Annotated in this window: 23 protein-coding genes; 13 read left to right on the top strand and 10 right to left on the bottom strand. The window is 72.0% G+C overall.

Translation table 11 applies throughout. The annotated features are described in order from the left end of the window. Positions 1-107 precede the first annotated feature (107 nt). Positions 108-656, top strand: coding sequence for a DUF1062 domain-containing protein (locus tag OG948_RS28550; protein WP_406299188.1), 549 nt, complete (start codon positions 108-110; stop codon positions 654-656). Positions 657-768: 112 nt separating this feature from the next. Here OG948_RS28550 and OG948_RS28545 read toward each other — a convergent pair whose 3' ends face one another. After that, the gene (locus OG948_RS28545) at positions 769-1,500 is read right to left on the bottom strand and encodes a DUF4232 domain-containing protein (protein ID WP_406299187.1); all 732 of its coding nucleotides are present in this window, start codon (positions 1,498-1,500) and stop codon (positions 769-771) included. A 596-nt stretch (positions 1,501-2,096) separates the two neighbouring features. Here OG948_RS28545 and OG948_RS28540 point away from each other — a divergent pair. The 3 genes from OG948_RS28540 to OG948_RS28530 all read left to right on the top strand — a co-directional run bounded on the left by OG948_RS28540 (position 2,097) and on the right by OG948_RS28530 (position 6,642). After that, positions 2,097-4,622, top strand: coding sequence for an FtsX-like permease family protein (locus tag OG948_RS28540; protein ID WP_406299186.1), 2,526 nt, complete (start codon positions 2,097-2,099; stop codon positions 4,620-4,622). A gap of 122 nt (positions 4,623-4,744) precedes the next feature. Continuing rightward, positions 4,745-5,998, top strand: coding sequence for a sensor histidine kinase (locus OG948_RS28535; RefSeq protein WP_406299185.1), 1,254 nt, complete (start codon positions 4,745-4,747; stop codon positions 5,996-5,998). Next, the gene (locus tag OG948_RS28530; RefSeq protein ID WP_406299184.1) at positions 5,995-6,642 is read left to right on the top strand and encodes a response regulator; all 648 of its coding nucleotides are present in this window, start codon (positions 5,995-5,997) and stop codon (positions 6,640-6,642) included. Before OG948_RS28535 ends, OG948_RS28530 begins: the two co-directional genes overlap by 4 nt. A gap of 9 nt (positions 6,643-6,651) precedes the next feature. Here OG948_RS28530 and OG948_RS28525 read toward each other — a convergent pair whose 3' ends face one another. Beyond that, entirely contained in the window at positions 6,652-7,845 is a 1,194-nt protein-coding gene (locus OG948_RS28525; protein WP_406299183.1) for an alpha/beta hydrolase family protein, read from the bottom strand. 222 nt (positions 7,846-8,067) lie between these two features. Continuing rightward, the gene (locus OG948_RS28520) at positions 8,068-8,631 is read right to left on the bottom strand and encodes a hypothetical protein (RefSeq protein ID WP_406299182.1); all 564 of its coding nucleotides are present in this window, start codon (positions 8,629-8,631) and stop codon (positions 8,068-8,070) included. A 215-nt stretch (positions 8,632-8,846) separates the two neighbouring features. Between OG948_RS28520 and OG948_RS28515 the strand changes: the two genes are divergently transcribed. Together OG948_RS28515 and OG948_RS28510 are read left to right on the top strand one after the other, a co-directional pair. Then, a complete protein-coding gene (locus OG948_RS28515) occupies positions 8,847-13,802 on the top strand; it encodes a tetratricopeptide repeat protein (protein ID WP_406299181.1) in 4,956 nt (1,651 codons plus the stop codon). Between the two features lie 86 nt (positions 13,803-13,888). Then, positions 13,889-14,311, top strand: coding sequence for a hypothetical protein (locus OG948_RS28510; RefSeq protein WP_406299180.1), 423 nt, complete (start codon positions 13,889-13,891; stop codon positions 14,309-14,311). A 126-nt stretch (positions 14,312-14,437) separates the two neighbouring features. Here the strand turns inward: OG948_RS28510 and OG948_RS28505 are convergent, their stop codons facing one another. Next, a complete protein-coding gene (locus OG948_RS28505) occupies positions 14,438-14,686 on the bottom strand; it encodes a hypothetical protein (protein WP_395859507.1) in 249 nt (82 codons plus the stop codon). Next, the gene (locus tag OG948_RS28500; protein WP_406299179.1) at positions 14,683-14,955 is read right to left on the bottom strand and encodes a hypothetical protein; all 273 of its coding nucleotides are present in this window, start codon (positions 14,953-14,955) and stop codon (positions 14,683-14,685) included. Before OG948_RS28500 ends, OG948_RS28505 begins: the two co-directional genes overlap by 4 nt. 371 nt (positions 14,956-15,326) lie before the next feature. On the opposite strand from OG948_RS28500, the gene OG948_RS28495 reads away from it, so the two are divergent. The 6 genes from OG948_RS28495 (at position 15,327) to OG948_RS28470 (ending at position 20,168) form a co-directional block, all read left to right on the top strand. Next, positions 15,327-16,547: a helix-turn-helix domain-containing protein gene (locus OG948_RS28495; RefSeq protein ID WP_406299178.1), complete on the top strand. Its 1,221-nt coding sequence runs from the start codon at positions 15,327-15,329 to the stop codon at positions 16,545-16,547. Positions 16,548-16,645: 98 nt separating this feature from the next. Then, complete coding sequence (locus tag OG948_RS28490; protein ID WP_406299177.1) at positions 16,646-16,837, top strand: hypothetical protein; 192 nt, start codon at positions 16,646-16,648, stop codon at positions 16,835-16,837. Between the two features lie 169 nt (positions 16,838-17,006). Then, positions 17,007-17,552, top strand: a complete 546-nt coding sequence (locus tag OG948_RS28485) for a hypothetical protein (protein ID WP_406299176.1) — start codon at positions 17,007-17,009, stop codon at positions 17,550-17,552. A 254-nt stretch (positions 17,553-17,806) separates the two neighbouring features. Continuing rightward, a complete protein-coding gene (locus OG948_RS28480; protein ID WP_406299175.1) occupies positions 17,807-18,028 on the top strand; it encodes a hypothetical protein in 222 nt (73 codons plus the stop codon). Beyond that, positions 18,028-18,993, top strand: coding sequence for an MvdC/MvdD family ATP grasp protein (locus OG948_RS28475; RefSeq protein ID WP_406299174.1), 966 nt, complete (start codon positions 18,028-18,030; stop codon positions 18,991-18,993). Before OG948_RS28480 ends, OG948_RS28475 begins: the two co-directional genes overlap by 1 nt. Next, positions 18,990-20,168: a methyltransferase domain-containing protein gene (locus OG948_RS28470; RefSeq protein ID WP_406299173.1), complete on the top strand. Its 1,179-nt coding sequence runs from the start codon at positions 18,990-18,992 to the stop codon at positions 20,166-20,168. The genes OG948_RS28475 and OG948_RS28470 overlap by 4 nt, the downstream gene beginning before the upstream one ends. Before the next feature lie 168 nt (positions 20,169-20,336). On the opposite strand, the gene OG948_RS28465 is transcribed toward OG948_RS28470, so the two are convergent. Both OG948_RS28465 and OG948_RS28460 read right to left on the bottom strand, forming a co-directional pair. Next, positions 20,337-20,864 (bottom strand): flavoprotein, encoded by a 528-nt coding sequence (locus tag OG948_RS28465; protein ID WP_406299172.1) that lies wholly within the window; start codon positions 20,862-20,864, stop codon positions 20,337-20,339. Between the two features lie 58 nt (positions 20,865-20,922). Continuing rightward, entirely contained in the window at positions 20,923-21,474 is a 552-nt protein-coding gene (locus tag OG948_RS28460; RefSeq protein ID WP_406299171.1) for a GNAT family N-acetyltransferase, read from the bottom strand. 310 nt (positions 21,475-21,784) lie between these two features. Between OG948_RS28460 and OG948_RS28455 the strand changes: the two genes are divergently transcribed. Next, positions 21,785-22,423 carry an HAD family hydrolase gene (locus OG948_RS28455; RefSeq protein WP_406299170.1) on the top strand — a complete coding sequence of 213 codons (639 nt, stop codon included), beginning with the start codon at positions 21,785-21,787 and terminating at the stop codon, positions 22,421-22,423. A gap of 391 nt (positions 22,424-22,814) precedes the next feature. Here OG948_RS28455 and OG948_RS28450 read toward each other — a convergent pair whose 3' ends face one another. The 3 genes from OG948_RS28450 to OG948_RS28440 form a co-directional block, all read right to left on the bottom strand. After that, positions 22,815-23,063, bottom strand: a complete 249-nt coding sequence (locus OG948_RS28450) for a hypothetical protein (RefSeq protein ID WP_406299169.1) — start codon at positions 23,061-23,063, stop codon at positions 22,815-22,817. Then, the gene (locus OG948_RS28445; protein WP_406299168.1) at positions 23,060-23,386 is read right to left on the bottom strand and encodes a DUF6247 family protein; all 327 of its coding nucleotides are present in this window, start codon (positions 23,384-23,386) and stop codon (positions 23,060-23,062) included. The genes OG948_RS28450 and OG948_RS28445 overlap by 4 nt, the downstream gene beginning before the upstream one ends. A gap of 255 nt (positions 23,387-23,641) precedes the next feature. Further along, entirely contained in the window at positions 23,642-24,571 is a 930-nt protein-coding gene (locus OG948_RS28440; protein ID WP_406299167.1) for a proline dehydrogenase family protein, read from the bottom strand. Between the last annotated feature and the right edge of the window lie 9 nt (positions 24,572-24,580).

The raw sequence follows: 24,580 nt of genomic DNA, 5'->3' as shown, positions 1-24,580 counted from the left end.
TTGTACACCCTGTGAGACCTCCCGAGCGATGAATCGTCGCGCGTCGCCGCACATGTGCGCCGCGCTGCTTTTTGCTGCCGACTTCTCACTGGAACCGGTGTACTTCTGTGCTCGAAAACTGGGTGGTCGTACCCACCTGCCTGCCGCTCGTTCTCCGCCGTTGTCACGCGTGCGCGTCCGAGCGCTTCCGGGCAAGCGGAAAATTCCGCGTCAACGCAAACCACAAGCTCATCGACGCCTGGCTCCTCGTGCTCTGTACCGCGTGCGGGGAAACCGCCAAGCTCACGGTCCTGGAGCGGATGAACGTGCGCTCCGTACGACCTGAACTGCTCGACCGGCTGCATGACAACGACCCCGGCCTGACAGCCGAGTTGCTCCAGGATCCGGTCGTGCGGCGCCGTAATCGCATCGCCCTCGACTGGGGCGGCGCCTGGCGCCTCGACACCGGCGGATCGGACCATTCCGACCGCGAGGTGATCGACGTCTCGGTCCGCTTCGCGGCGCGGATCCCGGTCCGGCCGGTGCGACTGATCGCCGAGGGTTGCGGTCTTTCACGGGCCGAGGTCGAGCGGCTGATCGTGGAGGGGAAAGTCGTCTCGGCGGTCCGGCTGAACGGCAAGCTCTCCGGAGACTTCACCTTCACGCTCAAGCGCTGAACCCGCATCGGGATCAGCGCCTGTCCGGTGTCGGTGAGTCTGCGGGCCCCGCTCCACCGCTTGTGCGGTGGGGCGGGGCCCCGGGTGTGCCTCGGTGTTGCGCGGGTGTGGGTCAGCCGCCTTGGCCGGCGCCGCCGATGGGGCCGACGTTGATCGGGGAGCCGGCACCGTCGACGACCGGCACGGTGGGGGTGCCGGGCCAGCTCAGGTTCATCGACTTGGTCTCTCCGGGCGGGGTGACCTGCAGACCCGTGACCTTGACGCCGTAGTCGCCGGTGGCACCGCTGGGGTAGGTGACGCCGAAGGACACGGACTTGTCGCTCTTGAGGGTGAACGGGTCCGCGGGTGCGCCGACGCGCTTCGCGGACAGGGGCCCCTTGGCGGTCTGGAGGTCGACGCCCGCGAATCCGGACATGGTGCAGTTGTGACCGATATTCTTGAACGTCACCATGACGGTGAGCTCGTCGTCGCCCGTGATGGTGGCGTCCTGCGCGGTGGCCCTGAGGTCGTCGGTGCGACACTTGCCGATCGAGCTGTTGTCGCCGGCGCCGGTCCCGCCGGTGGTGCCGGTGGTGCCCTGGCCGGTGGTCCCTTGCCCGGCGGAGGTCTTTCCGGCGGGGGTCGTACCGCTGCCCTGGCCGCCGCCCTGGTTGCCGCCGCCGGTGGTGGTGGAGGCGGCGGGTGGGGTGGTTGCGTTGCCGGCCTGGCCGGCGGGTGCGGAGGCGGGGGGCGGTGCGGCGCCGGTGTTCTTGTCCGAGTCCGTGTCCTGGCACGCCGTCATCAGCATGGCGCCGGTGGCGAGGGCTGCGGAGACGAGAATGGCCTTGCGACGTTGGCCGAACATGAAGAAAACCCCTTGGTGTCCAGTGGTCGGGCCGAAACTGGTTCGGCTCCCGGCTGCTTGCGAGATCCACTATGAAACGGCCGCGGACGCCGGCGATACGGGAGTCGTCGGTCCACGACGCCGCTGTCGCAGACCGGTGACATGGTCACGAGAGGGAACGGCGGACATCCCGGCACGCCCCCGACGCCCGCAACGACCCACACACCACGCGGGTTCCGCGACGCCGCACCGGATATCCCGGCAACAGGTTGGACGCGCGGTCGACCCGAGAACTAGCAGACTCTGTAACAACGCACTTACGGCGGACGAACGCGAGAACGGCCGGGACGGGGGCTCGAAACTCGAACCATGGCGGGAAGAGCCCACCGCATGCGAAGTATGCGGAACACGACAGGCGTTGCCCGCCGAGGTGGGGCGCCCGTCCCGCAACGGCGGTGTGGCCTTTGTTGGTTCGGGTGGTCCGATCGGACCGCTGGGGTGGCGATGGTGGACACCGAGGCCCTCCCGCGGACGTATCGAAGGGAGATGGGCCCGCGTGAGGGTGGTGGGGTCTTGCCGACTTCGGCCGGAATCCCATCGTGTTCAGGACGTCGCCCATGCTCAGGAACGCCCTTCGTACCCTTGCCGCGCAGCGGGCGCGCCTGGCTCTGACGGTGCTCGCGATCGTCTTCGGCGTCGCATTCGTCTCCGGTGTGCTCACCCTCAAGGACAGCATCACCGAGGCGTCCGCATCGGCCGCGGCCGACGACTTCGCGGGGGTCGCCGTCGGCGTCCGCATCGATCCCGACCAGGACACGCCCGACCGACCCGCGTTGGACGCACACCTGGTGGATCGGCTGCGTGCGTTGCCCGGCGTCGAGTCCGTGCGCGGCTCCGTTTCCGGGCCGGCAGTGGTCGTCGACCGTAAAGGGCATCTGGTCGGCCGGGTCGAGGAGGCGGTGGGTACCAACCACGCGCCCGGGCCCGACGGTTCCGATCCGCTGTACCGGGTGACTTCGGGTCGCGCACCCACCGCCCCGGGCGAAATCGCCCTGGACGACGCGGGTGCCCGCTCGGCCGGCCACCGGGTCGGCGACCGGCTGCGCGTGGTCGCCGGCGGCGGCACCCTGGACGCCACGCTCGTCGGCACCGTGCACGCCGACGACGCCCGAATCCGCCTCGGCGCCACCCTCACCCTGTTCGACACCCGCACCGCGCAAGGCCTGTTCGCCGCCCCGGGCACGTACGACCTGATCACCGTCTCCACCCATCCCGGCACCACCGACGCCGCGGCGACCGACGCCGTCCGCGCCCTGACCCCCGCCGGCGCCGAGGTGGTCACCGGCGCCACGCTCACCGCCGAACGCCGCGAACTGGCCGCGGCCGGCACCGTCGGACTGGCCACCGGGCTGCTCGTGTTCGCCGGCATCGCGCTGTTCGTCGGCACGTTCATCATCACCAACACCTTCACCATGCTGATCGGCCGGCGCACCCGCGAACTCGCGCTGCTGCGCGCGGTGGGCGCCACCCGCCGCCAGGTCACCCGCTCGGTGCGCTTCGAGGCGTTGGCCACCGGCCTGGTCGGCGCGCTGCTCGGCCTGCTCCTGGGCATCGCCCTGGCCGCCGGACTGCTCGCCCTGCTGCGCGGCACCGACGCCGAACCGCCGCGCGGCCCGCTCGTGGTACGGCCCGCCACGATCTCGTGGTCCCTCGTCGTGGGCGTCGGCGTCACCGTCGCCGCCGCGTGGCTGCCCACCCGCAAGGTGGCCCGAATCCCCCCGATGGCCGCGCTCCGGGCAAGCCCGCCCAACCCCACCGGATTGCTCCGCCGCAATCTGCTCGGCCTGCTCCTGCTCGTCCTGGGCGCCACCGGCGCGTACGCCACCACGCGCATCGCGCCGGGCGGCGACGGCGAGCCCATGCTGATCGTGGTGTGCGGGGTGACCGCGGTGACCGGCGTGCTGATGCTGATCCCGCTGCTGTCCGTGGCCGTCATCGGACTCCTCGCCCGCCCGCTCACCCGGGTGTTCGGGGTGACCGGCCGGCTCGCGGGACGCAACGCGCTGCGCGATCCGCGCCGTACCGCCGCGACAGCGTCGGCACTGATGATCGGCCTGTTCCTGGTCACCGGACTGACCGTGATCGGCGCGTCGTTGCGGGACAGCCTCGACCACGCGGCGGCGCGCGGGCTGACCGCCGACTACGCGGTGTCCACCACGTTGCGCGACCCGATGGCCCCCGAGACCGTGGAGCGGATCGGCCGTCTCCCGCACGTCGCCGCCGCGAGCGTGTACCGCACGAGCGCCGTCAGGATCGCCGACGGCGAGCGCGAAATCGCCGCCCTGGATCCGGTCGCCGGCCCCCAGGTGATGCGTCTCGACTTCGTCGCGGGTGGACCCGAGGCACTCGGCACGGACCTGCTCGTCGAGCGGGTCGAAGCGGACTCGCGCGGGCTGAAGGTCGGCATGACGGTGCCCGTGACCTTCCCCGACGGCGTCCCGGGAACACTGCGCGTCGGCGGCGTCTACCGCGCCAACCCGATCGTGGCGCCGTACCTGGTCTCCACCCGCACCCTCGACCCGCACCTGGAACGCCCGCTCGGCCGCCAGGTGTTCGTCCGCGCCGTGTCGGGCGAGGCCAAGGCCCTCCACACCACCCTGGACGAGGCGTTCGGCGCCGACCCGGCGCTGCGCGTGCAATCCAAGGACGACTTGCGCAAGGGTCTGGCGGCCGGCATCGATCTGCTCCTGAACATCGTCTACGGCCTGCTCGGCATGGCCGTCCTGATCGCGGTCATCGGCATCGTCAACACCCTCGCGATGTCGGTGCTCGAACGCACCCGCGAGATCGGCCTGTTGCGCGCGATCGGCCTGGACGCCCGCAGGGTGCGCGACCTGATCCGCCTGGAGGCGGCGCTGATCTCGCTCTTCGGCGCCCTGCTCGGAGTCGTCCTGGGCGTCGCGGTGGGCGTCCTGGCGGTACGCGGCATCGACCTGGGCAACGTCCCCCTGGGCGCCACGATCCCGTGGCCGCGCATCGTCCTGTTCGTCCTCGGCGCGATCGGCGTCGGCGTGCTTGCGGCGGCATGGCCGGCCCGCCGGGCAGCACGCATGTCGGTGCTCGGCGCGCTCGGAACCGAATGAACCGCATGAACCGCATGACCCGGGGACCGATCGCGCGGATCCCGCGGATCCCGCCTGGTTCGATCACGGACGTGCCCGGTGGATGGCCGAACGCCCGGACCCCTCCCGATAGGTTGGCCGACGTGTACCGTCCGCCGCCCGGGTCGATCCCGCGCGCCCTCGTCTTCGACGTCGTGCTGGCGACGTCGGTCGCCGCCCTGGCGGGACTGCTGCGCGCGCTGGGCTCGTTCGACAGCAACGGATGGCAGACTCCGCGGGACGTGCCGTGGTGGGGAGTACTCGTCCAGGTCGCCGCCGGCGCCGCGCTGATCGGGCGTCGCCGCCGTCCGCTCGGCTCGGTCGCGATCGTCTTCGCACTGTCGATCGGCGAGTCGGTCCTGGCCGGGCCGTTCGCGGCCTACGCGCTCGGCGCGTACGCCCCGAACCGGCCCGTCAAGTGGCTGCTCGCCGCCGGTCTCGCGGTGACCATGTGCGAACCGTGGCGGACCCAGCCGGGTTCGGACGTCTTCGTCGAGTTCCTCGCCATCGGCACCCCGTTGCTGCTCGGGATGTACCTGGCCTCGCGCCGCAACCTGCTGCTCGCGCTGGCCGAGCGCGCCGAACGGGTCGAGCGCGAGCAGGCCGAACGCGACCGACGGGCACGGGCCGAGGAACGGCGCCGGTTGGCGGGCGAGATGCACGACATGATCACCCACCGGGTCTCGCTGATGGTGCTTCAGGCGGGCGCGCTGCGCACGATCGCCGAGCAGGACAACGTGCGTTCGGCGGCCGAGGAGTTGCGCCTGACCGGCTGTCAGGCCTTGGCCGAACTGCGCGAACTGGTCGCGGTGCTGCGCGCCCCCGACGAACCGCTCCCGGGACCGGGTGCCCCGCCCGGACCGATCGCGGGACCGAACGCCCCCGACGATCCGTCGTCGGTCGGCGCGCACACGCGCCTCGGCACGCCGACCGGGCCGGACGTATCCGACCTGATCGCCGACTCGCGCGCCGCCGGCGTGCCGATCGAGTCGACGGTGACCGGCGTACCGGCCGCCGGGGACGCGCCGGCCGCCGTGCGGACCGTGCGGCGCGTGGTGCAGGAGGCGCTGACCAACGTGCACAAGCACGCGCCCGGCGCCCGGGTGCGGGTGTCGATCCGGCACGAGCCCTCGGGCATCGGCGTCACCGTCGCCAACACCGAGGCGGCCCGGGCCCCGGACGTCGACCTGGGCACCGGCGGCACCGGCCTGCTCGGCCTGCGCGAACGTGTCGAACTCCTCGGCGGGCGCCTGCGTGCCGGACCCGACGACACCGGGGGCTTCGTGCTGGACGCGTTCGTCCCGATCCCCTCCGTATCCCGCCCGCCCCACCGAGATCTCGACGAAGGTGCCGCATGATCCGACTCCTGCTGGTGGACGACGAACGCATGGTGTGCGCGCACCTGCGCACGATCCTCGGCGGTGCCCCGGACCTCGACATCGTCGGCGAGGCGTACGACGGCGCCGAGGCTTTGGAACAGGTGGTCCGGCATCGCCCGGACCTGGTCCTGCTGGATCTGCACATGCCCGGCGTGGACGGGCTGTCCGCGCTGCGCCGGATGGTCCGGCTCGACGCGCCGCCCAAGGTCGTCGTGCTGACCACGATCGACACCGACGACCACGTGCTGCGCGCGCTGCACACCGGCGCGGTCGGCTTCCTGCTCAAGGACACCCCGCCCGAGGACCTGATCGCCCTGCTGCGGGTGGCCGCCGACGGCAACACGGTGTTGTCGCCGGCCGCCGCCCGCAATCTGATCGGCGCGAGCGCGGCCCGCGACACCGCGCGCCGTGCAGCCCGCCACGCGATCCGCGAGCTCAGCGACCGGGAGACCGAGATCCTGGGCTGCCTGGGCGAGGGCCTGTCCAATTCCCGGATCGCGGCCCGCCTGCACCTGACCGAGGCCACCGTCAAGGCGTACGTCTCGCGCACCCTGACCAAACTCGACTGCGCCAATCGCACCCAGGCCGGCCTGATCGCCCACGACGCGGGCCTGACCCGCTGAAGCCGTCGGCTACCCGAGTCGGTCCACCAGCCAGTCGGCGGTGCCGGGCAGCCACGCGGACTGCGCGTTGCACAGCAGATGGTCGCCGTACGGGACCACGAGCAGTTCGCCCGAAGGCGCCTGGTGCGCGGCACGTTCGGCGGGGAGTACGCCGGGCGTGATGTCCTCGCCGCCTTCGACCACCCGCAGCGGTGTGCCGATGCCCGACGCGATACCGGCGAGATCGACGCCGTGCACGAACTCCTGGGCGGCGCCCGCACTCCCGGTGCGCACGGTGAGCGTCTCCCGCACGAACAGCGGGAGTTCGGCCCAGTCGAGCCGGTACGGGCCGCTGACCGCGACGGTTGCCGCCACGCGCGGTTCGTGCGCGGCGGTCAGGGTCGCGTAGAAGCCGCCCAGGCTCATCCCGACCAGGCCGACGCCGGCGCTGGTGTCCAGGTCGGTACGGGTCTCCAGGGCGTCGATCACCCGGCCGACCACGCGGTGGTAGTCGGCTCGCGGCGCGGTGTCGACCAGGACGCCCTGGCCGGGGCCGTCGAAGGAGAAGCTCGCGACGCCGCGTCGCAGCAGCGCCTCGTCGACCGCGTGGAACTCCTCCTTGCCGGAGTTGAGGCCGGGAGCCACGACCACCACCCGGGTCGGCCCGACCGCCCCGGAAGGTCGGCGCAGCCATCCCGCGAACCCCTCCCCCTCGATCCGCACCGCACCCGGGTCCAGGTGCGCGAACGCCCGTGCCATCACCGCGTCCGCCTCGCGCGCCGCCGCGATCGTGCGCTCGTGCTCGGCGAGCGGCGGGAACGTCGCACAGTGCAACCAGCGCGCGGCGGTGCGCAGCGCGTCGCCCGCGGACACCACGCGCCCGTCCGCCGCGTACGTCTCGCCCGCGTCGCGGTACCTCTCGCCGACCCGCCGGAACGCGGGCAGCCAGTCGCGGAGCGTGTCGAGGTCGGCGGTGACCCGGTCGTACTCGTGCGGGTCCAGTCCGCACACGAGCGCCCTGGAACGATTGCCGGCGATGAACTGCGGGAGGAATCCGGGCAATTCGAAAACGGTGGTGTCGGCGGACGGGTCCGCCGGTTCGGTCGGTGTCGGCGCCTGCATCGCGGTGTGCTCCCGGGTCGGTTCTGGCGTTGCGGTGCCCGCGTGCTCGGGTCCACCGCTCGGGTGCGCCGCCCGGTGCACCCGCCGGGATCCAGCAGACATCGGCGGGTGTCTCCAGGGCCAACAACCGATCGCCCGCACCGACAACCGAAGGTTGTCACCCGTGGTGAGCGGCCTGGACCCGGACCTCGCCCGGGTTCGCGTTCGTCGCGGCGGCCGAGCCGCGGCACTTCGGCCGGACCCGGGCGGCGGCCGGGCTCGGACGACAGCCGGGCTCGGGCGGCAGCACGGGTCACGAGACGTCGGCGTGCCGGACGTACCCGCTCACGAGGCCAGGTCGCGCCAGAACGGCACCGTCACCGGCGCCTGCTCGATCGCCCCGCCGGCGAACTCCGCCGCGAGGTAGTTGGCCAGGTTCGCGCCGTACACCACGATGTCGGTCTGCATCATGGACAACACCGGGTGACCCCACTGGCCCTCGGTGCCGGGCAGGTAGCGGTGGCCGTACACCGGCACCATCGTCGGCACCCGCGCCAGGTGATATCGCGCCGACTTGAGCGCGTGCTTGAGCTGCGCCGGACGCGCGCCCCACGTCGAGGGCCAGAAAGCGTTGTGCTCGACGTCGAACAGCACACCCTCGCTCGGCCAGCCCAGTTGCGCCTTGAGGCTCCGCGCGTTGCCGTCCCGCCACTTCGGCCAGCTCTTCCCGACCGGCAGGCCGGCCGACAACAACAGACGGTGATCGGCGGCGAATCGGAATCCGAACTCCTTTTCCACCGATTCGAACTCGTCCTCGGTCAGGCCCTGGGCGATCTCGGCGCCGGTACGCTCCAGCAGCCGGTGGAAATCCTGCTCGGTCGGTCGATCCGGGGGCGGTGTGCTGCTCATGGCCACCGAGCGTAGTCGGCGGCGGTCGGCGCGCCGGTGTCGCCATGTCCGCACGCGGCGCGATTTTGCCCAAGCCGGGGCCGCCAAGCACCTGAAAGTCGGATGACGCGTGTTCTAGCATGAGCGCTCGATGCTGGGATGAACGGTGTTTGTTGGGTTGAACGGTCGGGGGACCCGTTGATCGACGTAGTACGGCATACCCCGCGGGCCGCCCGATGACGGTCCCGCTTCTCGCCGCCATCGCGGCCCTCCTCGCTTTGGTGGCCGCTCTGATGTGGTTCGGTTTCCGGCGCAGACCCGCGTCGATCGCGGCGCGCGCCGAGACGTTGTTGACTCAGGCCGAGGCCGCGCACCGGGCGGGCCGACTGGCCGCGGCCGAGCGCGGCTATCGCCGCGTCGCGGACGCGTTGGTCAAGCCCGGCGTCGCGGACGCGCACGCCGAGACCCGGGGGCGGGCGCTGGTGGGCCTGGGCGAGGTGGCGAGCCGCCAGGGCCGCTCGGTCGACGCGATCACCGCCTTCCGGACCGCGTTCGCGCTGACCGCGCTGCCCGCCGCCGCGCTGGAGCTGACCGCCGCCGACGCGACCCGGCGGGCCGGCCCCGGCGCGCTGGACATCGCGATCTGTGTGGACCTGGTCACCCGCACCGACACCGATCCCGATCACGCGGCGTACGACTTCCTGGAGGCCCGGTGCGTGGTCGCGCCCGGCCTACCCAGGGCCGAACTGCTCGTGGTGGAGGAACTCGCGGGCCGGATCGAGGCGGGCGCGCCGCGGACCGAGTGGGCGGTGTACGGCCGCGCGTGCGCGCTGCGCGACCTCGGTCGGGCGGCCGAGGCGACCGCCGCGTTCGAGCGCGCCGACCGGCTCGTGCCGCGCGCCTCCACGTGCTACGAACTGGGCAGGCTGTACCGCGACGCGGGTCGCCCGGACGACGCGCTCGCCGCGTTCGAGCGCTCGTTGACCATCGAGCCGGAGCGGCCCGAGGTGCTGTACGCGATGGCGCTGACCCACCTGCGCCGCAAGCCCGCCGACAAGATGTCCCGAGCCGCGGCGCTCGAAGCCGCCGTGGCCCTGCTCACCCGCACCTGCACACTGGCCCCCACGCACGCGCAGGCATGGCTCGGTCTGGGCCGCGCGCAGCACGCGCTGGGCCGGGACGCGGCGGCCCTGGAGCCGCTCCGCCGGGCGGCCGACCTGCTGCCCGAGCACGCGGACGTACAACTGGAGTTCGTCACGCTCACGCTGGCCCGGGGGGACCGCACGGCAGCCTTCCCGGTGTTGCGGCGCGTCCTCGCGGCGCAGCCCGGACACGTCGCGGCCAACCTGACGCTGGGCACGCTGCACGAGGAGGACGCGGATTTCGCGGCGGCGGCGCCGTGTTTCGAGCGGGTGGTGGCGGCCGAGCCCAAACACGCGCGGGCCCGCTTCGGGCTGGGCCGGGCGCTGTTCGAACTCGGTGCCGCGGGGCGCGCGGTGGTGCATCTGGCCGAGATCCGCGAGCGCAACGCGGTGCAGCACCACCTGCTGGCCCGCGCCTACAGCGCGACCGGTGAGCTGGAGGCGGCCGACGCCTCGTTCTCGGCGGCGATCGAGGCGGGCGACGACAGCGCGCTCGCGCACCACCGGCAGGCGTGCGTACGGCTGCGGCGCGAGCGACGCCAGGACGCGATCGCGTCGTTCTGGCGGGTGTTGGACCGGGTGGACGACGATTCGCCGTTGGCGGCCGAGGCGTTGCTCTTCCGCGGCATCGCCTATCGGGACGAGGGCGACCTGGGCGCGGCGCGGGCCGACGCGGATGCCGCGGTCGCCGCGGCGCCCGGCGACGCGCGGGCCCACTACGCGCGCGGACAACTCGCCGTAGTCGAGGACGAGTGGACGCTGGCCCGGCGCGAGTTCGAGACCACCGCCCGGCTGGACCCGCACTACGCGCCGGCCCGCTTCGGGTTGGGCCTGGTCCGCGAGCACGCCGGCGACCACGCGGGCGCAGCGCAGGCGTACGAGAGCGGGTTGGCGGCCCGCCCGGACTGGACGCCGGGCGTGGTCCGGCTCGGCGCGGCCCGGATCGCGGCGGGGCGGATCACGGACGGCATCGAGGTGCTGGGGCCGGTGCGTACCGAACCCAGCGGCGCGGCGCGCTTCCACCTGGGCCTGGGGTACGCCCGACTGGGTCGGGTGGACCGGGCGGACGAGTTGTGGGCGGCGCCGGGCGGGGTCAACGACGCGATCCGCGCGCACAACGTGGCCACCGCGCGCGATCTGCTGGCCAGGGCCGCGCTCACGGCCGGCGACCACGCGCTCGCGCGTGAGCACTGGCAGGCGTGTCGGGACGCGTTTCCCGACCACGAGGGCTATCGGGTCGCGCTGGCCGAGACCCTGTTTCGCGAGGGCGCCGAGTTGTTGCGGTTCGGCCGCGACCGGGGCGCGCCGCTGACGGCCGCGCGGGATCGGCTCGGCGCGGCGGTCGCGTTGGTGCCGGGCGATCGGCGGATCCGGGTGCATCTGGCGATCGCGGCGCTGTACGCGGGCGAACCGGCGGTCGCGGTGCGGTTGTCGGCCGCGCTCGATCCGGTGGCCGATCCGCGCGTGGGGCATCTCGCGCCGCTGGCCCGGCTCGCGCTCGGCGCGGGAACCGTACCGCTGGGGGCGCTGGCCGAGGCCGAACCGGCCGCGTGGGCGGTGCGCGGGATGCACGCCGCGCGGGCCCGCCGGTGGGGCGACGCGGCCCAGGCGTACCGGCAGTCGCTGGTGGTGCCCGGGCCGGTGGAGCCGCAGCCGCATGCGGCGGTGTGCGAGTCGGCCGGGTGCGTCGCGTCGGCGCGGGCCGTGTGCGGCCAGTGCGGGCGGGCCTATTGCGCCGACCACGGCGTGCTCGGCGGCGACCTGCCGGCCCGCTGCGGGGGCTGCGCGGACGCGATGTTGGCCGCGCTGACCGCGTGCGCGCACCAGGCCGGCACGGGTGCGGCGGCGGAGGCCGAGCTGACCCGGTGGGCGAGCGGCAGCGGGCGTACCTCGGCGCACCACCTGTTGGCCCTGCTGCGTGCCCAGCGCGGCGATCACGACGCGGCGTTGGCGGGCCTGGAGCCGTTGTTGGCCGGCCCCGGGGCGAGTGACGCGGGCAGGTTGATCGCCGCCCGGGTGTACGTGCGCCGGGCCGCCGCGCACAGCGCCGACCTGGTCGCCGCGTCGGCGGACGTGGAGCGCGCGGCGGGCCTGGTGCCGGAGTTGGCGCAGGTGCGTCGGGCGCGGCCGCTGTTGCGCTCGTGGCAGGCGCTCGCGCACGCGCGGGCGGATCGACACGACGCCTCGATCGCGATTCGGCTCGAACTGGAGCGCGCGGTGCCCACCGATGTGCGCAACCTCCAGTGTCTGGCGCTGTCCGCGCTGCGCGCCGGGTTGGCCGACGACGCGGGGCACACCACCGCGATGTGGCAACTGGTGTGCGGAACCTGGGCCGCGGTGCTGTACAGCCCGAGGTTCTGGATCGATCTGGAGGCGCGCACCGGGCGGGAGATCTCCGAGGAGCGGATCCGGATCGCGCGCACCGAGCAGATCGAGCGGGTGCACCGCGAGTTGCGGGAGCGGGCCGGGCAGAGCGAGGGCGCGGTGGCCGCGCTGTACCGCGAGTTGGCACAGCGCTGGGCGTTGGAGGTGGCCGCGACCGAACGTATCGCGCACACCGAGCCGGCACCCGCCGCGATCGTGTGCGGGCCGATGTTCCTGGAGCGGGTCGCCGACCCCGAGCACGGGTCGCCGGCGGGCCGCGAACTGGCCGCCGCGGTCCGGGCCGCGGTGGACGCGCACACCGCCGACCTGCTCGGCCCGTTGGGCCTGTACCACCATCTGATCGACGCCGGCCGGTTCGACGAGGCGATCTCCGGGCTGACCGCGCTGGCCGGGTTGGCCGGGCCCGCCGCGACGCCGGGGGTGGCCGCGCTGCTGGCCCGGGCGCACCTGGCTCGGGCCCGGGATCTGGGCGAACGCGGGGAGTGGGCACCGGCGCTGGGGTGTCTGGAGCAGGCGGCGCCGCTGCCGGCGGACGCGACGGAGTTGGCCGCCCGGGTCGGAATCCGGGCCGCGCAAGCGGTGTTGGCCGCCGATCCGAACGAACACGCGGAGGCGGCCCGGTTGTTGTCCCGCGCGTGGGCGCTCGCCCCGGACGGGCCGGGCCTGCGTGCGGCGTTGGCCGGGGCGTACGCGCAACTCGCGCGGCAGGCGCACGAGCGCAAGCTGTACCGCGACGCGATCGCGCTGGTTCGCCGGGCGTTGGAGCTGACCCCGGACGACGCGGCCGTGCGGGCCTTGGCGGCCGGCGCGCTGCGCGGGCTGGTGATGGAGTTGTTGGCGACCGGCACCGACGCGGCGGTCGAGGAGGCGGTCGCCACGATGCGCGAGGCGTTCGCGCTCGACCCCGGCGAGGCGGGTCGGATCGGGTTGACCAACGCGCTGTTCCTGAGTGCCGAGCGACTCGCGCTGCGCGGTGGCGCGCGCGAGCAGGCGGTCGCGGCGATGCGCGAGGCGCTCGAACTCGCGGACACCGGCGGGGAGGGCGAGTCGCCGGCCGCCGAGGCGCGCCGACGGGTGGCCGCGCTGCTGTCGGAGGCGGCGCGGACGAGCGAAGGCGAGGAGGACTTCGAGCGGGCGATCACCCTGCTCGAGGAGGCCCTGCACTACGGCGACGACCCGCCCACGCGCCGCGCGTTGGCGTTCAACCACTACTACGCGCGGCATTACGAGGTCGCCGAGGAGTTGTTGCGCTGCGAGATCGCCGACGGCTTGGAGATCGAGCCGCTGCGCGAGGCGTGGATCGTGGTGGTGGTGGACCGCGGCTACGACCTGCTCGCCAAGGGCCGAGCGTACGAGGCGATCGAGGTGCTCGGTCGGGCCCTCGCCGAGCACGAGGAGCCGAGGCTGCGGGACGCGTTGGTGGCGGTGTATCTGGGCGAGGAGCGCTATCAGGACGCGATCCGGGTGCTGGAGGCGATCCCGTTGACCCCGGAGAACACCGTGCTGCTGGCGCTGGCGTTGCACAACGAGGGGGTGCGGCAGGCGAACATGGGACACAACCACACGGCGCTCGTACACCTGGAACGCGCGAACGAGTACCACCCCACGGACGGCACCCGGGAGATCCTGGACGAGATCCGGGCCCGGATCCACGGCTACTACTGACCGAGCGTCGAGCGACCGGCCGCACCCCACCGCCCACCCCGCCACCCACATCTCGGACCACGGACCACGAACCCGGAGCACGGATCATGCCCGCAGCGGAGCGATCGCCCTACGACGTCCTCGGGATCACCCCGGCGGCCACCCCGCCCGAGGTGCACGCCGCCTACGAACGGGCGCTGGCCGAGGCGGACGGCACCGCCGCACGCGAGGCCTGCACGACCGCGTACCTGCACCTGCGCAACACCGGCCGGCGGCTGGGCGCCGACATCCTGGAGTACGCCGCGCCCGACCCGGCGAGCACCGCCCGCGAGGCCTTCGCGGGCGTCGCCGACGAGCCCTTCCTGGCCCCCGAGGCGCCGGCCCCGCCGATCGCCGCCCTGGTCGTCCTGCGCCGAGCCGAATCCGCCGCCGACCACCACGAGCCGCCGCCCACCAAGGGCACCTTCGCCGTCCCCACCCGTTTCTCCCCCACAGCCGAGGTCCTGCCCCCGGTGGACATCCCACACTGACCGAATCCACACCCCGGCGACACCAAGGCCAAACCCGACCTCGCCCGGCGGGACATCGGGGCCGACCTTCCGGGACGCACGTCGTCCCGGCGGGTCGGCGTCAGTGTCCTGGGCGGATGGGCGGCTTCACAGCGAGACGGCGCGGGTGACGCTCACGACCAGCACGCTGTTGCTGACCATGTACCGGATGAACACGCCCGTAACCGTGGCCTCGCGGCGGTCCCGGTCGGACCCCACCTGACTGGATCCGTGCCCGTAGGGGTCGTTGCCCACGGTTGATTCGACGGTCGATTTGAAGGCGCGGATCTGCGAGGCCGACAGGGGCTTGAGGCCATCCTCGGCCCGGTCGGAGTACTGCACGTAGTAGCGGCTCATCGGGGCACCGCGTTTCCGTCGCCGTCCGTCCACTGGGCAAAGCTGAAATCCCCGGCCTTGATCCGGCGGGCATCTTCTTCGTCCTCCTCCTGAGCCTCCGGAGGAAGCGCCCAGTGCAGGATGGCGTCGCGTTCGAGCCGATCGAGCGGGGTCTCGTACATAACCTTGTCGAACTCGTCGCGACGGTCCTCGGGAAGGGCGGCACGGATCTCCGCGAGCGTATTCGGCAGCTCGATCCGCTCGCCACGGACGACGGTGGTTCTGGGCATGACTGCCTCCTGCTCGCGATAGGCCTTCCAGAATGGCAGCGCTCCGTTGACGACCGATAGCCGGCGCACACGGGTGGAGCACGCGAACTGGCGTGCGCCCCTGAGACTCCCGTAGTCGCCGCAGGTCACAACGCCCGCAGCCGGTGAAGCATGAGCAGCACGAACAGGTTTGCGCCCGGAGATGACTTCGCCCCGCTCCCACGGATGGCAGCGGAGCAGACTCGCCTGCCGGCGTTGTGCGTCGGCGTACGCTGGCGGTACCTGATTATCCCGCCGGAGTACGGGGCGGCGCCGCCACCGGCTGCAGGGCAGCACCGGCGCGACGGCGCACACATCGGCTCGGGTGGACCTGCTCGGAGGGAATCCAGGCCATGCCAACGGACCACGATGAAACACCGACGTTCGCACCGCACAACGGCACGAGACTCGCCGCCGCGCGTGCCGCCCGAGGCTGGACGCAGAGCCGCCTCGCGATGGAGACGAACTTCAGCCTCGCCGCCATCAAGGCATACGAACGCGGCGCTCGATCCCTGGACCGCCCCGCGAACATCCTGAGCCTGGCGCGTGCCTTGAAGTGCCACCCCACGGACATCACCGGAGCGCCCTACTACGCGCCCGGATCGGATGACGGAGCCGTGTCCGCGATCAAACGTGAACTTCTCCGCTACAACCGGGCGCCCCGCCTGACGGAGGCACAGGCCCGCGAGGTCGATCTCGCCGAACTGCGCGCTCGTGTGGCCGAGGCAAACGCCTGGCGGCAGGCCGCAGCGATGACGCGAACCGGCGAGGTGTTGCCGGACCTGCTGCTCGACACCCGCATCGCAACGCACATCCTGGAATCGGACGACCGACGCGAGGCGTACGGTCTGCTGTGCTCGGCCTACGAGGCGGCGATGCAGTACCTGTACAAAATGGGCCTGGTCAGCGATGCGACGCTCGCGACCGAGCGGGTCCTGTGGGCTGCCGAGCGTACGGAGGATCCGCTACGGATGTTGGCCGCGCGCTGGTACGAGTCGGGCGAGTACATCGGCATCGGCGAGCACGACGAGGCCGCGACCATCCTTGACGACGGCTTGGCCGAGTTGTCCAAGCCGCAGCACCGCGACGACCCGTTGTCTCTGTCGCTCGCGGGTGCCTACCACCTGAAGGCATCCCTCAACTCGGCGCGCGCCTACGACGGCGACGCCGCATGGGCGCACTGGGCAAAGGCCGAGGAGTCGGCGAACGAACTAGGTGGGGACCGCAACGACTTCGAGTTGGTCTTCGGCCCGACCAATGTGGCGATCTGGGGCGTGTCGCTGCCGGTCGAACTGGGCCGGGGGCGAGACGCGGTACGCCGGTTGGAGCGGATCGTCTTGCCGCAGGACTACAGCAGGGAGCGCCGCAGCCACTTCCACATCGACGCCGGCCGCGCGCACTACCTGGCCGGCGACCACGACTCGGCATGGGACGCGTTCGAGTACGCGGAGCGCCTGGCACCGCAGCACGCGAGGATGCATCCCTCGGTGCGGGAGAACGTGCGCCTGATGACAGCGAAGTACCGCAGGAGTGGGCGTCGGATGGAGTTCGCGAGGCGCGTCGGGGTGGCCTGACGCAAGCCCCGGAAGGGATACAATCTGTAGCCTCTCCGTCACTGGACGGCCCCTAGCGTTGTTGACCAGCAGGTTTCCAACGCGAGGGGCCGTTTTTCATGTCAAAGTCCGTAGCCGTCCAACCGTCCGGAGACCCGGACCGCCCGATCCGGATCATCGCCCCGGACCGCGATCCCCTCGACGTGACGCGCGCCGAACTGACGGCTTTGGTGCACGAGTCGCGGATGCACCTGATGCGGACGTTCCCACCCCCGCCGGTCGGCGGCGGCATCCCGGGCCCGGGTGGCTGAGTCCCCTCCGACGCCGCCCGCGCCCGACCACACCGGCGGGCGGCACCCGGTCCCGCAGTCACCGGCGCGGCTGCGGGACCGGCCCCTCACCCCTTGCCCGGCCGGGTGCCTGAAGACCCCCGCACGCCCGGCCGGGCAGGCCATCGACCCACAGCCCGGAAGGAGGGTCGTGCACCCACCACCCCACGGCCGCCAGGCCGCCCTCGCCCGCCTCGCCGCAACCGCAGCCGAACGCACCCGACTCCAGGGCCGACACCCGAACCCCGCAACAACGCCACACCACCAACGGCAAGCGCACCACCAACAGTGCCGCACCGCCGGCGCCGCACTCCGCGCCGCGGTCGCCGACGCCCACCACGCCGGCATCCCCACCGAAACCATCACCCGTATCGCCGGTTTCTCTCCCGGCTACGTACGGATGATCCTGCACCGCGAACACACCCCCGCGCCCAGCCGGCACAGGACGCAGACCGCCCCGACCGCCCCCTTCCGCATCCGAGGAAAGATCATGTCCGCCTCACCCCCGTGGTCGATCGGCGACCACCTCTGGCGCAAGCTCGGCCCCCGCAACCACCACCTCGGCACCATCACCGAGATCTGGCACGACGGCACCCGATGGATGGTCGAATACGAACACGGCGTCCGCACCCGGGAAACCGCCACCGCGCCCGCCGCCGAGATGTACAAGGCAGGACCCCTCACCCGACCGGTCTGACCGACGGCGCCACAAAGCCACTTCGTCTTGCCCGCCACGTCACGCAGTCGGCAGCCGCCGCATCGCGGTCGGCCGGGCACATCCGGCATCTTCGGGAGCCGACCACCAGTGCTTCCTCAACTCCGCCGGAGACCTGCCGATCACAGACCAACGCCTGCGACGCTGGGCGACATGGGCACGTATCCCCGCGCTCCTCCTCGCAGTGAAGTGTCGTAACCGCAGCAGCTTCCGTTCCGCTCAACCCTAGGAGCACCATGCCCGACACGATGAAAGCTCCCGGCATCCCGTTCGGTCTGCGCCACACGAGCGAGCCCAACACCGTCGACGTCGACCCCGGTCGGCATTGGGACGCCGAGCTTCAGGTGAATCTCGACTGCGACGGTCGTCTGTGGGCTCGAAACGCGCCCATGGCCGCGACGGTCACGTCCACGAACCTGGACGGTGCCTCGGACGACACCAGCGACCCCTACCGCTGATGGGCGGGTCCACCGTCCTGGTCCTGGCCCAACAGACGGATCCATCAGCCGACCTGGTGGTAGATGCCCTCAATCGACGAAACGTGCCGGTGATGCGGTTCGATGTCGCGGACCATCCCCAGCGGGTGATACTCACCGCGGAGCACTTCGGCGGGCATTGGTCCGGGACTCTCGTGGGTCTCGATCGGGCGGTGGACCTCGAATCCGTGCGGGCCGTACACCTGGTGCGGCCCGCACCGCCGGACCCTCCCGCCGCAGTCGTCGGCCCCGCCCGTGAGTGGGCCATCGGCGAGTCCGCCGCCGCCGTGTACGGAGTCCTGGAATCCCTGCCCGTGCCGTGGGTGACCCGCCCGCGACTGCTCATCGACGCCCAGGGCAAACCCCGGCAACTCGTTATTGCCGCGTTCTGCGGTCTCCGGACACCCCGCACGCTCATCACGTCCGACCCGGCCGCCGCCCGCGCGTTCGCCCAGGGCAGCGACCGGCCCGTCGGATACAAGCCGATCCACCCCGCAGGCGTACGCCTGAACGTCGGGCCATCCTGGGAGTCCGTACCCTTTCGCTTGATCGACCCGAACGACCTCGACGACTCGGTGCGGGCGACCGCGCATCTTTTCCAGGAGTTCGTCCCCAAGCAAAACGAGGTGCGGCTGACGGTCGTCGGCCGGCACATGTTCGCCGTGGCCATCCATGCCGGATCCGCAGCCGCCCGGGTCGATTGGCGCACCGATTACGCGGCACTCACCTACGATCCGATCAGCGTTCCTTCGGATGTCGCGGAAGGCGTTCGCCGCTTCCAGGAACACTACAAGCTCAATTTCAGCGCGATGGACTTCGTCGTATCCCCCGACGGAACGTGGACGTTCCTGGAGAACAACCCTGCCGGCCAATGGGGTTGGATCGAACTCGCCGCCAAGGTCCCCATTGCCGATGCCATCGCCGAACTTCTCACGGAGGACGCGTGACCGCCGCACACAGGGTGGACAGCAAGGAGGCGGACGCATTGCGTGCGGACCTCGTCCGGCGGCTCGTCGAGGCCGGGGATCTGCGGACAACACCATGGCAGGAAGCGTTCCGGGTGACTGCCCGGCACCTATTCGTTCCTTCATTCTGGACCGTCGGCGACGTCGGCGGGCGTCGGCGTTGGATCCCCCGGCACGCCGGCGAACCGGCGTACCTCGCCGCGGCGTACGCCGACGAGTCCCTCGTCACCCAACTCGACGGACGAGACATCACCGACGACGACCACGAGCCGACCAAGGGCACACCGACGTCGTCGAGCACCCGGCCCTCATTGATGGCGCGCATGCTCGAACACCTCGACGTCCGCGACGGCGACCGGGTGTTCGAGGCGGGATGCGGTACCGGTTACAACACCGCCCTCCTGTCGGCCCGACTCGGCGCCGAACAGGTCACCACCATCGACATCGACCCCGCCATCACCGCCACCGCCGCACGACGCCTCGCCGCAGCCGGCCACACACCCACTCTGCGCACAGGTGACGGCGGCGCGGCGGTCGGCAGCGCACGTGATCGATACGACCGACTCATCGCGACCTTCAGCGTCCGCCGCGTCCCCTCGGCATGGGTCGACGCCACCCGCATCGGCGGTGTCCTGCTGCTCACCCTGGCCGGTCCGCTCGACGCCTACGCCCTGGTCCGCCCGACCGTCACCGGCTCGGGACAGGCCGACGGGCCGATCCTGGCCGACCCAACCGCGTCGTTCATGATCTCCCGACCGCAATCGCCCGACATCCGAGCGGCATGGGCAGCCGTAACCGAGGGACGCGACGGCGCCACGCGGGCATCCGAAACACCCCCGGCCGCCCTCGACGGGGCCGACACCCGGTTCATCCTCGGCCTCGCCGTGCCCGGATGCAGCAGGTTCACCGGCAATGAAGCCGGCGGGCGCAGCACCAACCTCGGCCACCCGGACGGAAGTTGGGCCACCTTCGAGCACGCCACCGGGACGGTGACCCAAGGCGGCCCCCGACGCTTGTGGGACGCCATCGATACGATCCACCAGGAGTGGCAGGCCACCGGATCCCCCGCCCCGCACGACCTTCGATTGCGCATCGACGGCACCCGGCAGACCCTCTATCCACCGGGCAAGCCTGGAGGATGGCGACTCGACGGGTAGTTCCCTCACCACGGCGACCCGTCGCACATCCACCGCCCACTGCCCACTGCCCAGGCCCCGAACATCCCGAAGCCGCCCTGCCTTCGGTGTTCGGAAGCGGGCCGCTCCACAACGCGCACATGCCGGACGGGCTGCTTTCGTGGCCCCACCCGGCGTCCGGCGATGGGCTCAGCCCGGATTCGCCGGCAGGAGGTTCGCGATCGCCGACCAGTCCACCGGGACGTCACCGCTGTGTGGCCGGCCGTTCGGGTCCAGGTGGATCGTGACGCCGTACGAGGACAACGTCTGGATGCTGTCGGCGTAGGCCGGGTGCGCGGCGAGGGTGTCGTTGAACCACGGGACGGCCACGGTCGGGAGGTGCGTGCTCAGCCATTCCGCGAGGGTGCCCAGGGCGACGTTGTCGGCCAGGCCCAGCGTCCATTTGTTGAGCGAGTTGAAGGTGAGCGGGCACGCGAGCAGGGCGTCGGGTGCGGGGAAGGGACGTTCCTCGCCCGGTCGGCGGTTGCGGGTGCGTGGCCGGCGGCCGGCCACGGCGGTGAGGGTGTCGAGGCTGTTCGACAGCCAGTCGGCCGCCGTCGGCGTGAGGATCAGGCAGGGATCCCATTCTCGCGCTCGCACCTCGGCGAGGAGCGTGGCGATGTCGAGGACGGGCGGCGCCGCGCCCGCGACGATGTACAACACCCGGGATTCGCTCATGCGTCGGAGCATAGGAGGCGGTCACGGGACCGGACGCGCCCCGGGGCGGCGAGCGTGACTACGACGGGAACCCGATCGGGGATTTCCATTCGTGATCGAGGAGCCCGTATACGACGGAGTCTCGCCAGTTGCCTCGGACGTGGACGTGTTCGCGGATGGTGCCTTCCCGGATGAATCCGGCGCGTTCCATGGTGCGCCCCGAGACCTCGTTCAACGGGGCGCGAGCCCCCCAGATTCGGTGGAGATCGAGCCGCCGGAAGGCAAGAGCGGCGAGAAGGTGCACGGTCTCGACGCCGTACCCCTGTCCCCACGCGTCCGGACGGAGGGCGAATCCGATGGTTGCTCCGCGTGGACTGTGCGGGTCCAGGGCAAGTCGGGCGAAGCCGATGAGGTTCCCGCCCAGGGCCACCGCCGTTGCGTACTCGGTGCGCGGGTCGACCCGCGCCGATGCGATCGAGCGTTCGACGATGGCTTCGACCTGCTCGCGGGTGCGCGGCTCGAACGACAGGTGGCGAGTGGCCTCCTCGTCACCGTCGATCGCGAGGACCGCGTCGACGTCGTCGAGTTGAAGTTCGCGCAGGGCCAGTCGGGCACCGGTAATCTCGATCATGCTCGCCGACTCGATGCTGCCCGCCGCAGGATCGCAGCGATAGTGCCGGGCGCGAACTCCCCGATCTCCTCCCGGAGTCGGGAGGAGATCGGGGACCGGCGTCGGTCGCTGTCCAGGCGACTCGGCGCGGAGTTGGGCGGGCGCCGACCAAGGGAGGCATCCCTGTGGATGGTGACGTTGGGTTCGCGCGAATGTCGCACCTGCTCGTTCATTGCCACAGCGTGGCATCGCTCCGGGCACGATCGGTAGCCGGCGCACACGTCCTCGCACTTTTGCATCCACGACGTGGTCGCGCCTTAGCCTGAGTTGCATGATCGAGAGTGTCGTTTTCGACGTTGGCGAGACCTTGACCAACGACGCCCGGTTTTGGGGGCGTTGGGCCGAGTGGGTCGGTGTTCCGGCGCACACCATGTCGGCGCTGGTCGGGGCGGTGACGGCGCTCGGGATGGACAACGCCGAGGCGCTTCGTCGGATCCGGCCCGGCTTCGACCCGGCCGCGGACCGGGCCGCGAGCGAGGCGGCCGGTGTTCGCGAGGTTCTCGAGGAGTCCGACTTGTATCCGGACGTACGGCCGGCCCTGGCCGGGCTGCGTGCCGCAGGCGTGTGGGTGGGTATCGCGGGCAACCAGACCCGGCGGGCAGGCGAGATGCTGCGGGCCCTGGAACTGCCGGCGGACGCGTTGGCGGTGTCGGAGGAGCGGGGCGTCGCCAAGCCCGATGACGGCTTCTTTCGGCGGCTTCTGGAGTGGGCGCCCGGTGCGCCCCACGAGATCCTGTACGTCGGTGACCACCCGGCGAACGACCACATCCCGGCGGCTCGGGCAGGGTTGCGAACCGCACTGGTGCGTCGCGGCCCGTGGGGCTACCTGTGGGCGGGCGATCCCGAGGTGAATCGCGCGGATTGGACGGTCGACTCGCTGTCCGAACTCGCGGACCTGATCGGGCTGTAGTCACACGAAATCGCCATCCCGATCGCGCGGGCGCGGGTAGCGTCCGGGGTATGGCCTCATCCACACGAGCCGGATTGGGCGCGCGCGTCGCGGAGCTGGTGCGGTGGGTGTCGGTTCGTGCCGATGACGAGGCAGACTGCCGCTGCGGCCTATGTCCGCACTGAACTCTTTTTCGTACCCGGAGACCTCGCATTGGGGCTCCGGGCGCCGGAGCGTGCTCTGGATGCGGCGCCGCCGCAAAGGATCCCGGTGCGGGCGGCCCGGGTGGCTCTGCACATGCCGGCATTCGCTCATATCGCGCCCACCCGCCTTCAGCGCGTCATCCTCTGCGCAGCCTTGCCCTAAGGGAACGGGTTGGGCATTCGCCGTCCATGAGGTGAGCGGGTCGTGGTCAGCCGGTCCAGGTGAGGCTGATGACGCTGACCATGACGCGCCGGTCCTGGACCACGTAAGCGGCGAAGCCGTAGCGGCCGAACGGCGCTTCCAAGGTGTCCTTCAGGCCACCGGCCATGCGGCTCCCGGCACCCCAAGGGTCCTGTTGGAGCCGGCGTTCGAGGACATCGAGCGCGTTGAGGGCGTCGCGCGGCAGGGTGCGCCTGACGAGTTCGGCCTTCGGGTGGTACTCGATGGAATAGCTCACAGGTCCGCCTTCCGGAGCCTTGCGAGCGGAATGGCGCCGACGTCTTCGCCCGCTCGGATGGCGCGGGCCCGGTCGAGAACGTCGTCGTAGGTCCCGGCGCGGTGATATTGGAGGCGCCGCTGCCAGGGGCCGAGGATGTTGGCGAGTTGGGCGAGGTCGCCGAGGTCGGCCGCGACCTGGAGGGCGTGGGCGTAGTCCTGTTCGAACTCGGCGCGGGCGTCGTCGGGGAGTTCGGCGCGGATCTCGCCGGGCGTGGGCCACATGGCGCCGCCCGTATGGATGGTGACGTCGGGTTCGCGCGGGTCTCGGATCTGCTCGTCCATATCTACAGCCTGGCATCGCGCCGGCCCCGGTCGGTAGCCGGCGCACATGGGCGGAGTGCGCGCGACCTGATGTGCGCCCTGTGGCTTCGAGCCTCCCCGATCCGGATCGAGGACGACCCTGGCCGGCGCCGACGGACGTGGCCCGTGCCGATGTGCGCCGACGGCGGGCGGGGAGCCGATCCGCGTCGCCGCCCCGAACGGGCGAGCGCCGGACGGGCCGATATCGGCCCGTCCGGCGCTCGCAGGGCGCGCCGCCTACCCCTTGGTGGCCATCGCGCGCAGGAAGAAGGTCAGGTTCGCCGGGCGCTCCGCGAGCCGGCGCATGAAGTAGCCGTACCACTCGGCGCCGTACGGGAGGTAGATGCGCATCAGGTCGCCGCGCTCGACGATCCGGGCCTGCTCCTCGGGCCGGATGCCGTACAACATCTGGAACTCGAAGCTGCCCGGCGGCCGCCCGGCCAGGTCCGCGAGGTGTCGCGCGATGGCGATCAGGCGCGGGTCGTGCGAGGCCACCATCGGGTAGCCCGCGCCCCCCATCAGGATCCGCAGGCACCGCACGTACGAGCGGTCCACGTCGCCCTTGTCCTGGAACGCGACCGACTCCGGCTCCTGGTAGGCGCCCTTGCACAGCCGCACCCGCGAGCCCTCGTGGGCCAGGTCCCGGCAGTCCTGCTCGGTGCGGCGCAGATACGCCTGGAGCACCGCGCCCACCCACGGGAAGTCCTTGCGCAGATCGCGCAGGATGCCCAGGGTCGAGTCGGTCGTGGTGTGGTCCTCCATGTCCAGGGTGACCGTGGTGCCCACCCGCGCGGCGGCGGCGCAGATACGCCGGGCGTTGTCCAGCGCGACCTGCTCGCCGTCGCCGGGCAGGAACTGTCCGACGGCGGAGAGCTTGACCGACACCTCGGCGCTGCGCGCGAGCCCGGTCTCGCCGAGCGTGCCGAGCAGTGCCTCGTACGCGTCCACCGTCGCGTCGGCCTGGGCCCGATCGGCGGTGTCCTCGCCGAGGTGATCGAGTGTCACCTTGCGCCCGGAGTCGACGAGTTCACGGGTGACCCGGACCGCGTCCGCGAGCACGTCGCCGGCCACGAAGCGGTCCACGATCGCCCGGGTCGGCGGCAGGTGCTCGACCAGCGAGCGGGTCCGCGGCGAGCGGGCCGCCGCGAGGATGGGGCTGCGGAGCATTTCTTCTCC

The organism is Embleya sp. NBC_00888 (genome assembly GCF_045207655.1).
Lineage (GTDB): Bacteria > Actinomycetota > Actinomycetes > Streptomycetales > Streptomycetaceae > Embleya.
Note: the sequence above shows the minus strand (reverse complement) of the source record. Positions and strands in the feature narration are given on the sequence as shown.

Coding starts and splice junctions, on each gene's coding strand:
- OG948_RS28545 (WP_406299187.1), bottom strand. CDS start 1,500: ATGTTCGGCCAACGTCGCAAGGCCATTCTCGTCTCCGCAGCCCTCGCC.
- OG948_RS28540 (WP_406299186.1), top strand. CDS start 2,097: ATGCTCAGGAACGCCCTTCGTACCCTTGCCGCGCAGCGGGCGCGCCTG.
- OG948_RS28530 (WP_406299184.1), top strand. CDS start 5,995: ATGATCCGACTCCTGCTGGTGGACGACGAACGCATGGTGTGCGCGCAC.
- OG948_RS28525 (WP_406299183.1), bottom strand. CDS start 7,845: ATGTCTGCTGGATCCCGGCGGGTGCACCGGGCGGCGCACCCGAGCGGT.
- OG948_RS28520 (WP_406299182.1), bottom strand. CDS start 8,631: ATGAGCAGCACACCGCCCCCGGATCGACCGACCGAGCAGGATTTCCAC.
- OG948_RS28515 (WP_406299181.1), top strand. CDS start 8,847: ATGACGGTCCCGCTTCTCGCCGCCATCGCGGCCCTCCTCGCTTTGGTG.
- OG948_RS28510 (WP_406299180.1), top strand. CDS start 13,889: ATGCCCGCAGCGGAGCGATCGCCCTACGACGTCCTCGGGATCACCCCG.
- OG948_RS28505 (WP_395859507.1), bottom strand. CDS start 14,686: ATGAGCCGCTACTACGTGCAGTACTCCGACCGGGCCGAGGATGGCCTC.
- OG948_RS28500 (WP_406299179.1), bottom strand. CDS start 14,955: ATGCCCAGAACCACCGTCGTCCGTGGCGAGCGGATCGAGCTGCCGAAT.
- OG948_RS28495 (WP_406299178.1), top strand. CDS start 15,327: ATGCCAACGGACCACGATGAAACACCGACGTTCGCACCGCACAACGGC.
- OG948_RS28490 (WP_406299177.1), top strand. CDS start 16,646: ATGTCAAAGTCCGTAGCCGTCCAACCGTCCGGAGACCCGGACCGCCCG.
- OG948_RS28480 (WP_406299175.1), top strand. CDS start 17,807: ATGCCCGACACGATGAAAGCTCCCGGCATCCCGTTCGGTCTGCGCCAC.
- OG948_RS28475 (WP_406299174.1), top strand. CDS start 18,028: ATGGGCGGGTCCACCGTCCTGGTCCTGGCCCAACAGACGGATCCATCA.
- OG948_RS28465 (WP_406299172.1), bottom strand. CDS start 20,864: ATGAGCGAATCCCGGGTGTTGTACATCGTCGCGGGCGCGGCGCCGCCC.
- OG948_RS28460 (WP_406299171.1), bottom strand. CDS start 21,474: ATGATCGAGATTACCGGTGCCCGACTGGCCCTGCGCGAACTTCAACTC.
- OG948_RS28455 (WP_406299170.1), top strand. CDS start 21,785: ATGATCGAGAGTGTCGTTTTCGACGTTGGCGAGACCTTGACCAACGAC.
- OG948_RS28445 (WP_406299168.1), bottom strand. CDS start 23,386: ATGGACGAGCAGATCCGAGACCCGCGCGAACCCGACGTCACCATCCAT.
- OG948_RS28440 (WP_406299167.1), bottom strand. CDS start 24,571: ATGCTCCGCAGCCCCATCCTCGCGGCGGCCCGCTCGCCGCGGACCCGC.